The organism is Muricomes intestini, from assembly GCF_004346165.1.
Taxonomy (GTDB): Bacteria; Bacillota; Clostridia; order Lachnospirales; family Lachnospiraceae; genus Muricomes; species Muricomes intestini.
Genome location: NZ_SLZZ01000062.1, coordinates 1 through 1,736, shown reverse-complemented (window position 1 = coordinate 1,736; position 1,736 = coordinate 1). Strand labels below are relative to the sequence as shown.

Below are 1,736 nucleotides of genomic sequence, written 5' to 3'. Positions count from 1 at the left end.
CCTGACTTTTGCAGATGATTAAGTATAAAAATACCCGTTAGCCCAGCAAATAAGCTGACTAGCGGGTTTGTCTTTTTGTCATATTTTCATGGTGTATTTTCACTTTTTTGTGGCTGCTAAAACTTTTTTTATTTCACCAAGAGTTCTGATTCTCTTACTGAAATCAATATCAAGAACCTTGCCGATGTCTTTCTGTACATTGTCGTAGTAATCAAACAAGTAATAGTTCTGTTGAATTAGGGTACAGCTTGCTTTAGAGAGTGATTCCAGAAGCTTACCAATGCTGTATTTTTGCTCTAACTTTGTTTCAAGTATGCGAGCGATGGTAAGGGCCACAAAACAGGTAAGAAAATGTGCTTCTATATGTTCTCTTGTCCATACATAAACTGGTCTGGCTTCTAATTCGCTTTTAGTTACCTTAAATGATTCTTCGATTTTCCAAAGTCCTCGGTACATGTCAATGATTTTGTCATCACTTTCATCCATTTCACTTGTAAGTAAAACATAATAACCATCAAGTGCCTCTTCTTCACGAAGCTTTGCTTCGTCAATTTCTAAGATGGAAGATGCGGTTAAAATTTCACCAGTATCTTTATCATAATCGATTTTCTTTACATATTTTGCTGCACCATAAGAAGTTGCTCGGGTATAACTACCTGGATTTTTTGCAAGGTCTGCAGCTTTTGCAAGAGCCGCAGCACGATCGGCTTTTGCTCGTTTCGCATATTTCTCACTCCAAAAGACAACCTGCTTTTCATGTACAGTTTTCTTTAGCTTGCGTCCGGTTTGAGAGGTGACTTGAATCGTGCGAGGGTACTTGCGTGACTTTCTTTTATATTCAGTACCCAGCCAGGTATAACCTTCTTCGTCGAGCACATACTTTTTCATTTCTTTATCAGCACCACGTACAGACATGCTGAATACATAGCCATCTTTCGTGGGAGTGTTAATGGTATACCAAATGTTATCACCAGTGGTCATTCCTTTATCTGCAACAGAAATAACACGACCAAGATCAAACTCTTTTTTGATTCGCCCAAAGTTTGGACGATAGGTGAGGCAGTCGTTGGTATTTCCTGCAAAAAGTTCGTAGGTGATAGGAATTCCATTGTTATCCATGAATAATCCCATTTGTACGATTGGGTTGGGACGATGCTCCTTGGAAACGCCTTTTCGAAGAAAATCATTTTGGTTATCCGTTTCGAAATAGTAATTCGTTACATCATAATAGATAAGGCTTGTGTCTCTATGATAGTTTTCTTTGATTTTGTCATTCATCCAGACCTGGAGATTTTCTTTGTGTTTTGCAAAGAAGGAGAGACATCGGTAAACATCATCTAAAGAATAATCAGTTTTTTCGAAGAATTGCTCTCTGTTATCAAAGGAAGATTGCTTTGATGCTGGAGATAGAAGTCTTGAATACACAAGCATCTTCATGATAGTATTTGCATCAAACTTCTCTTTTGAATGGCGTTGACGATTGATAAGGAACTTATCAATTTCAAGTTCATGATAAATCTTACTTAGAGCAGCATAGCCAAAGTTTTTTCTAAGAGAAGTATCATCAGTGCACAAACGATCGGAAGGATAAAAAGTAAAGTTAATGGGAGCTTGCATCGCATTTTTTTCGATTTTTAATTCTTCAACACGTTTTTGAAAGTGGGCAATAGGATCATCATATAGTTTTTCCAATTCATCAAGATAGCCCAAAGATTCAACAGTCTTAGAACGAGACA

The 1,736-nt window shown here is 37.3% G+C and carries 1 pseudogene; it reads right to left on the bottom strand.

Annotated elements, in window-relative coordinates:
- Positions 1-86: 86 nt before the first annotated feature.
- Positions 87-1,736 (bottom strand): annotated as a pseudogene (locus EDD59_RS17590) (IS1634 family transposase); the annotation flags it as partial.